This window comes from Campylobacter sp. 2018MI13 (genome assembly GCF_018501135.1).
Lineage (GTDB): Bacteria > Campylobacterota > Campylobacteria > Campylobacterales > Campylobacteraceae > Campylobacter_E.
In genome coordinates, this window is the sequence record NZ_JAHCZC010000079.1 from 1 (window position 1) to 8,426 (window position 8,426).

Sequence of the window (8,426 nt, forward strand, 5' to 3'; positions counted from 1 at the left end):
ATATTAGTATTGAAAACTATAATTTTCAAATTAGTATTTTAAAACCATATCACCACTCTGCAATTTTAATAAAACTGAAGATTTTAGCAAGTCTTTTTTTTGCAACTATTAGTTCAAATGCTATTTTAAGCTTACTTGTTGCGTTTAATAGCATTTTGAATTATGTTTTATAAACTCATATATTTTATTGGACAAAAGCTCAAAATTATTAAGCTTAGCAGCATTATTAAAACCAGCTAATTCACTATCGTAATCTCCCGCAAACTTCACAGGCACAGCTAAAGCACCAATTCGGGCTAAATTGCCACTTAGTTCATCTTTAAAATTTTTTTAACTCTTTACTTACTAATTTAGTAATACTTACATTCAATTTATCCATATCATTAGCACTTAGCTTTTTAATGCATAATTGTATAATACAAATGCGTGATATAAGTAGCTCTTATTGAGCGACAAGGGCTTTAAATGTATATTGTAGGCTAATATACAAGGCTTTAATGCTTCGCTAGCAAGGTAACTTAGTCTAGTCCGCCTGTCAATCAATATCATAAAATGACTCAATATAATATTTGCTATTGATATCTTTTGAAGTCAAATATATATAATGCTTAAGCACTTTTTAAATACTTATTTTAAACTAAATATCAAATATGCTTTAAGTTAAGGCAAATGCAAGTGCCGTTGTTTTAAGTGTAGTGTTGTTTTATATATTTTGAATTTGATTTGTATAAAAGGTTTTAGTTTATAAAACAAGAAAATTATTATTCTTGTTTTTTGCTCTGGTATTTTGCTAATTCACTTTTTTGCATTTTTAATATATGTTCATCTGTTACTAGAACATAAAAAATACCTTCAAATACACATACTTCTCTTATATATGCTTTTACTAAAACTTCTCTTTTTTTACTATTATCAAATTTAGCAGTTGCTTCAAAAGATATAATATCCCCTATTTTAGCCGGCGCAAAAAAACTAGTTCTTGAGCCTATAACACAGGTATTTTTTTTGTTAATTGCTACTTGTGCAACATAAGCTCCTGCAGAATATATAAAACCATTATGCGCTAAACCTTCAGAATCTGAAATTAATTCAGATGTTATTTTTAATTGCAGATTTGCTTTATTTTCATCTGTTTCGGTAATGTTGCCACAAATTTCTGTATTTATTGTAGGGCAAGCTTCAACATTGATTTTAATCTCTGTAGAATTTTCTTCTATATCATTTTTTTCTTCAGCCATTTCATACCTTTAATTTTATATATATTCTTTTTGGTGCAGGATAACCTTCTTTTGTAAAATCATCATCTTTTAAAAAATCTTCCAAGCTATATCCATCAATCCAATCTGTTTTCCTTTGCTCTTCTATTGTTGTTTTAGAAGTTGCTAATATTTCAAATTCTTTAAAATTAGCTTTTTTACACCAATTTTGCAATGCTTTAATACTTGGTATAAAATATACATTAGACATTTTTGCATAACTTGTATCTGGAACTAAAGCAAAAGGTTGTTCGCTATCAAAATAAATAGTATCTAAAAATACAATCCCATTAGTGTTTAGACTTTGTTTTAATTGTTTTAGCATTTGCACTGGGTCGCTTCTGTGATAAATCACCCCTAAGCAAAAAATTACATCAAATTTATGATTGTAGCTTGGCAAATCAGCTACCCCTAATCTCTCAAATACAATATTCGTTTTAAATAAGGAATTTAAAAAAGTAAATTGCTCATAGCATCTTTGAGAAGGGTCAAATCCGACAATCTTAGTCGGTCTAAATTCTTGCATTCTAAACATATAATAACCATTGTTGCACCCAACATCAGCCACTATTTTATTCTCAATACAACCAATATGCTTTTTTAAAATATTATATTTTATATTGCTTTTCCACTCACTATCTATAAAAATATTATTTATTTTAAAAGGCCCTTTTCTCCAAGGTTTAAGGCTTTTTGCTTTAATTAATAAATCTTCTTCATTTAATGTATCATCATAAATTTCAACAATATCATCAAAAATAACTTTCATTATCCCTCATGCCCTAAAATTTTTGCTGTTAAATCTATAAAAACATCATTTAGCATTTCATTTAGCAAAGCATCATTATTAAATATAAATTCTTCAACTTGTGTATAGTCTATATTTTGCTTTTCTAATAATAATTTTAATGCTAAAAATTCTTTACTATGCGTTACTATAGTATTTTGAACTGCACCTCTTGGTGCGTTTTGTAATACATCTATTAGTTTTTCTTCTGGTGTGGTCTCAAATAATTTATCAAAATCATCCATTTTAATTCTCCAATAACTTATTTAAATAAAAATATATTTTAACTAAATAAATTATCATACAATTGATTTTTATGTTTTGTTTTTTTGTATTGATTTTGCTTTTTTATTTTCTCTAGAGTATTAAATTTGCTAATTAACTCAAATCTGTCTAATTGAGAAAAACAGCATAAATTCACAAAATTTTCTAATTCTTTTGAATATGTAGAATCAAGATAAACAGGCTCACATTTATTTAGTAATTTTAAATTCTGCTCTATACTAGATGCGAAAATACTATCTGAAAAATCTTCTTTTTTTAAGGCTAAAGCAAAGCGATTAGCAGCTTTTTCTAAAGCTCTTAAGTATTTTACACGCTTTGCTTTATCGTTCATAATTATTTATTAGCTCTTTCTATATACTCGCCTCTTTGAGTATCTACTCTAATAACTTCCCCTTCTAATACATGGAAAGGTATTTGAACAACTGCACCGCTTTCTAAAGTAGCTGGCTTTTTATTAGAGCCTTGTGTGTCACCCTTGAAATTCGGTTGAGTTTCAACTATTTTTAGTTCAACAACTTGCGGAACTTCAACGCCTATTGCTTTTCCGTTATGGAATAATACGCTTACATTCATACCATCAATCATCCATTTTCTACTTTCGCCAACATCTTCTTCTGTTATAGCTACTTGCTCATAAGTCTCATTATCCATAAATTGGCAAAATTCTCCATCATCATATAAATATTGCATTTCTTTTTCTACTAAATTAGGAGATTCACATTTATCACCTGCATGGAAAGTTTTTTCTAAAACCTTACCATTTATGAAAGATTTTATTTTTATTCTTACGAAAGCAGGACCTTTACCTGGCTTTACATGTTGATATTCCACTATTTTATAAGGAACACCTTCTATTTCTATTTTTAAACCCTTTTTTAAATCACCCATTGAATAAGATGCCATTTTGTTAATCCTTTAAAATTAAATTAAATCCAAATTTCTTCAAAATCAGAATTGATATTATAGTTTTTTAAACTATCTATAAGGTAATGTAATAAAGAAATATTGTTAGTATCTATGACTATCTGAGAATATTTTTTATTATTAATTAAAAAATATTTCAAATTTAAATTAGATATAGTTTGCTTTACACAAAATAAAGAATAATTATCGTTTTTATCTATATTTAATTTAAAAAATTTCTTTTTACTTAAATTACCTGTATCTTGTAATTCAAAATGAACATAAAGTTCATTTGATATTGGGTAAGAATCTCCCAATTCATCTTTAGCTAATTTAGCATACCACTCATTATTTGATATTTTATTTTTAATAATTTCAATATTTTCATCAATAATTTTAGAAATCTGCAAATCTTTATAATTTGCAGATTTTATTAATAGCATTAAAACCAATACTAAAATAAAAAAAATTATTCCAAATATAAAATATAACGAGTGTTGTTTCATTACTATTGTAATTGATCTTTAATTATATCACCTATTGTAATTTTATCATCAGAATTAAATTTTTCTAAATCTTCACGAGTTTTAATTAAATTTAATTTTTTTATACTTAAGCGAATTTTACCATTTCTAGTGAAAATTAAAGCTCCTTCAATTTCATCTCCAATATTAGGCTTAACTTCTCCTAAATCTTCATTTTTAATTAAAGCTTCAACTTTATCATTTACTTTAACGAACACTCCAAAGTCTTTAATATCGCTTACAATACCTTTAATAACATCACCTAATCTATGTTCTTTAGCAAATAATGAACTAGGACTTTCTTCTAAATGTTTAACACTTAAAGAAATTTTTTGGTTTTCACTATCAATTTTTCTAATTTTAACTTTTACTTTATCCCCTACTTTATAAACTTTTTTGCAAGTTTCATTTTCAGTCCAAGATATATCATCATTTAATAATAAACCTTCAATATTGTCAATTTTAACAAAAGCTCCAAAATTTGTAATAGTGCTAATCTCGCCTTCAACAATATCTCCTGCTTTAAATTTCTCATTAAAGCCATCAAAAGGTTTTGGAAGTAAATTTTTAAAAGATACTCTTAAACGGCGTTTTTCATAATCTATTTCAATTACTTCAACATCAATTTCTTGACCTTCTTTTAAATAATCTCTTGGATTTTTAACATTTTTATCCCAAGAAATTTCACTTATATGTAAAAATCCTTCAATATCATTTCCTAAATCTACAAAAGCTCCATAATTTTCAATATTAGAAACTACTACTTTTAAAATATCTCCAATTTCTAAGCTATCTTTAATTTCATCCCAAGGGTCACTTAAAGCTGCTTTGATTGATAAAGAAATATGTTTTTTCTCTTCATCATATCCTACAATTTTTACTAAAACTTTATCCCCTTCTTTGTATAAAGTACTAGGATTTACAGGACCTTTATAAGATATTTCGCTATAATGAACTAAGCCATCAACTCCACCAATATCAACAAACATTCCATAGCTTGTAAGTTTTCTAACAACACCTTCTTTAAGTTCTGAATCGTTGATTATATTATTAATTAATTCTTTTTTCTTTTTGCGGTCTTCTTCGTTTGCTTTTCTTTTTGACACAACTATACTTTGTGTTTCTTCATCAATTTTTAATATTTTAACTTTAATTTTTTTATTCATTAAAGTATTAATTTCTTTATGAGAGCATTGTGATTTTGGTAAGAAAAATTCTACTTCATTATTATCTACTGCAACAAAGCCACCACGATTTTTCCCTATGATTTTTACTTCAAAAGTATCGTTATTGTCTTCATTATAGTTTTTAATAAATTCAACTACTTTTTCTTTACGAAGTGCTTTTTTGTATGATAATAAACGGCGTCCATTATAACTACCTACAACTGTTACTTTAATAACATCATCAACATTAAACAATAGCTTATCATCTTTTGTGATTTCACTAATATTTAAAACACCTTCTGATTTATCTTGTATATCAACAAATACTTCGTCGCCTTCAATTTTAATAATTTTTCCATCAATTACTGAAATATTTTCAGGATTTTTTTCGCTTTCAAACTCATCTAACATTGCCGCGAAATCAATGTTTTCTAAATCTTCTAAATTGTTATGAGCTCCATTTAACTTAGCCATTTTGGTCCTTTTGTAATAAAATTAATCAAATTAAGAAATGATTGTGCCCTATTCTATCACTATTTCACTTATGACTATTTAATATTAAGTAAAATTTTCTATTTTTTTAACAACTTTATCAATAATCCATTCAGGTGTGCTAGCTCCTGCACTAATTCCGCATAGATTTTTATCCTTAAACCAATTAAAATCTAATTCATTTTCATTTTCAATTAAATAACTATCTTTGCAATGCTCTTTTGCTATTAAAAATAATTGCTTTGTATTTGAGCTATTTTTACCGCCAACAATTATCATAACATCACTTTTCATTGCAAGAATTTTAATAGCTTCTTGGTTTTTAAATGTTGCATCGCAAATTGTATTAAAAACTCTTACTTCTTTTACTTTTAACATTAAAAAATTAGCTATTTGCATAAATTTTTCTACTTTTTTTGTAGTTTGACTTACTAAAGCTACTTTATTTTTAAACTTAATATCTATCAGTTCTTTTTCATCTAAAACTACATAATTATTAGTAGTAGCATAACTTCTTACGCTTTTTACTTCTGGATGATTGCTATCTCCAAAAATAACAATTTCATACCCTTCGTTGCTCATTTTTTCCACAATTTCTTGTGGCTTTTTAACGAAAGGGCAAGTTGCGTCTATAATTTCTCTACCACTTTCTTTTAATATGTCTAAGTCTTGTTTTGTTATTCCATGCGTTCTTATAATAGCCTTTTTCTCATCATTTAATTCTGTTATATCATTAATAGTCTTTACATTAAAATCGTTCTTTAATCTTGATATTTCATCATTATTGTGAATTAATGGCCCAATGGTGGCTGCATCTTTAGTCTTCTCTGCTTGTTTGATAGCTCTTTTAACTCCAAAACAAAATCCGTAACTTTTAGCTAATTCTATTTTCATATTTTATTGTCTTTCAAATAAAGATAAAATTTCATAAAAATTTGTAAAAGAAGCATCTACACATTCAACATTGTCAATTTCTATTTCATAATCTTTAGCTAGCAAAGAAAAACTCATAGCTATTCTGTGGTCTGCAAAACTTTTTAGCATTACATTATTATTTTTTATACTTTTTCCAACAACCATAAATCCATCTTCAAATTCTTCGTATTCAACACCTAAAATTGAATAATTTTCAAGGACAGCCTTTATTCTATCGCTTTCTTTTACTCTTAATTCTTTTGCATTTTTGACAATAGAATTTCCTTCAGCATATAAAAATGCTATTGATAATGCTGGTATTTCATCAATTAGCCAAGAAATATTTTCACTAACTTCAACAGCCTTTAATTTAGAACTTTTTATAGTAATGGTTCCTATATTTTCATAATCATTTTTCTCTATTTGATATGTAATATTTGCCCCCATTTTTTCAAGAATTTTAAATGCTTCAATTCTAGTTTTATTTAAAAGCATATTTTTTAAAACTAGAGTGGAATTATCACTGATAGCACATAAAACAGCAAAGAAAAATGCAGAAGAAGGGTCATTTGGAACTTCTATTTCATACGATTGTAATTTATCTTGTAATGGTTTTACTTCTATTTTAGAACCATCTGTTTTTATTGGTGCTTTTATCATTTTTAATAAATTTTCTGAATGGTCTCTGCTTAATTCGCTTTCGTATATTTCGCAACCATTACTCAATAATCCAGCTAATATTAATGCAGTTTTTACTTGTGCTGATTTTAGAGTATTTTCAAAAGTAAAATAATCTATTTTCTTTCCCCTAATTGCTAAAGGAGCATAATTTGCCCCTTCTCTACCATCAATTTTAGCCCCTAGTTTATTAAGTATATCGCTTACTCTTTTCATAGGTCTTTTGTTTAAATATTCATCTCCGCTTAAAACAAAAAAACCATCTTGACTAGCTAAAAAACCAATTAAAAGTCTCATTAGTGTCCCAGAATTTCCACAATCTAAAACTACATTAGGAGATTTGATAGCATTAGGCGGTGTTATAACTAATTCATTTTTATCTTCATATATTTTTATTGTAGCACCTAAATTTCTTACAACTTCTAAAGTATGTAGGCAATCTTGTGCGTAAAGATAGTTTTTAACCTTACACTCCCCATTAGTTAATAAAGAAAATAAAGCAGCTCTATGAGAGATAGATTTATCTGCAGCTATATTTTCCAAAACTAAATCAAATTGTTTATTTAATGCTTTTATTCTCATCTTAATTTTAATCCTATTTTATCTAATTCACTAATAATTTCATTCATTTCATTATTTATATCATCATTTTTTAATACTTTTTCATCATCAACAAATGAAAAGCTTATACTTAAACTTTCATAATCTTTTAAGCTTTCATCTTGATATAAATCTACTATTTTAAAATCTTTTAAATTCTTAATGCTTAATTTATTTATAGTTGATTTTATAACTGAATAATCATAGTTTTTAGGCACTAAAATACTTAAATCTCTAGTTGTTCCTTGGAATTTTGAATAAGCTTTTGCTTGTATAAAATCATACTCTAAAGCATTAAAATCAATTTCGCATAAATAAGTAACCGGTAATTCTAATTCATTTTCTAAATGTAAATCTAATCTTCCAACTACCCCTATTTTTTGATTGTTTTTATAAATATCAGCTCTTTCAAATTCGCTAAATAAATGATAATCACTAGATTTTAATTGAAAATCCTTTAATATTGTTTTTAATTCATTTAAGAATGTGAAAAAATCAACATTTTTAGGTTTTGCATGATTTTTTAAATTTGCATTTTCACTTAAGCCAGAGCTAATTAAAGCAAATTTTTTATTTTCTTGTCCGTTTTCATCAAAGACGCTACCAATTTCAAATAATTTTACTGATTTTCTTGAATTATTAAAATTAAAACTAGCTTGTTTTAAAAGTGTGCTAATAATAGAACTTCTTAGCGTATTCATTTCATTTGTGATTGGGTTTATAATTTCATTTTTGATATATTTTAAATTTAATTTTTCTAAAAATTCTTTGCTATCAAAAACATAGCCAATACTTTCAAAATATCCACACATTAAAGCTC

10 protein-coding genes are annotated in these 8,426 nt (G+C 26.3%); all 10 read right to left on the bottom strand.

The annotated features are described in order from the left end of the window. Window positions 1-761: 761 nt before the first annotated feature. Window positions 762-1,238: a PaaI family thioesterase gene (locus tag KJQ99_RS07850; protein ID WP_214117512.1), complete on the bottom strand. Its 477-nt coding sequence runs from the start codon at window positions 1,236-1,238 to the stop codon at window positions 762-764. A gap of 1 nt (window position 1,239) precedes the next feature. Further along, window positions 1,240-2,025, bottom strand: coding sequence for a tRNA 5-methoxyuridine(34)/uridine 5-oxyacetic acid(34) synthase CmoB (gene cmoB / locus KJQ99_RS07855; protein WP_214150466.1), 786 nt, complete (start codon window positions 2,023-2,025; stop codon window positions 1,240-1,242). Continuing rightward, window positions 2,025-2,288, bottom strand: coding sequence for a DUF2018 family protein (locus KJQ99_RS07860; protein ID WP_214117514.1), 264 nt, complete (start codon window positions 2,286-2,288; stop codon window positions 2,025-2,027). Before KJQ99_RS07860 ends, cmoB begins: the two co-directional genes overlap by 1 nt. A gap of 38 nt (window positions 2,289-2,326) precedes the next feature. Beyond that, a complete protein-coding gene (locus KJQ99_RS07865) occupies window positions 2,327-2,659 on the bottom strand; it encodes a hypothetical protein (protein ID WP_214150467.1) in 333 nt (110 codons plus the stop codon). Window positions 2,660-2,661: 2 nt separating this feature from the next. Further along, the gene (gene efp / locus KJQ99_RS07870) at window positions 2,662-3,231 is read right to left on the bottom strand and encodes an elongation factor P (protein ID WP_214117516.1); all 570 of its coding nucleotides are present in this window, start codon (window positions 3,229-3,231) and stop codon (window positions 2,662-2,664) included. Window positions 3,232-3,254: 23 nt separating this feature from the next. After that, window positions 3,255-3,737, bottom strand: coding sequence for a hypothetical protein (locus KJQ99_RS07875; protein WP_214117517.1), 483 nt, complete (start codon window positions 3,735-3,737; stop codon window positions 3,255-3,257). A gap of 2 nt (window positions 3,738-3,739) precedes the next feature. Beyond that, window positions 3,740-5,395: a 30S ribosomal protein S1 gene (locus KJQ99_RS07880; protein ID WP_214150468.1), complete on the bottom strand. Its 1,656-nt coding sequence runs from the start codon at window positions 5,393-5,395 to the stop codon at window positions 3,740-3,742. A gap of 84 nt (window positions 5,396-5,479) precedes the next feature. Beyond that, window positions 5,480-6,307, bottom strand: a complete 828-nt coding sequence (locus KJQ99_RS07885; RefSeq protein WP_214117519.1) for a 4-hydroxy-3-methylbut-2-enyl diphosphate reductase — start codon at window positions 6,305-6,307, stop codon at window positions 5,480-5,482. Window positions 6,308-6,310: 3 nt separating this feature from the next. Beyond that, complete coding sequence (gene aroA, locus KJQ99_RS07890; protein WP_214150469.1) at window positions 6,311-7,588, bottom strand: 3-phosphoshikimate 1-carboxyvinyltransferase; 1,278 nt, start codon at window positions 7,586-7,588, stop codon at window positions 6,311-6,313. Further along, on the bottom strand, window positions 7,585-8,426 hold an 842-nt coding region (locus KJQ99_RS07895), incomplete at its 5' end, for a phenylalanine--tRNA ligase subunit beta-related protein (protein WP_502756518.1). The genes KJQ99_RS07895 and aroA, both read right to left, overlap by 4 nt.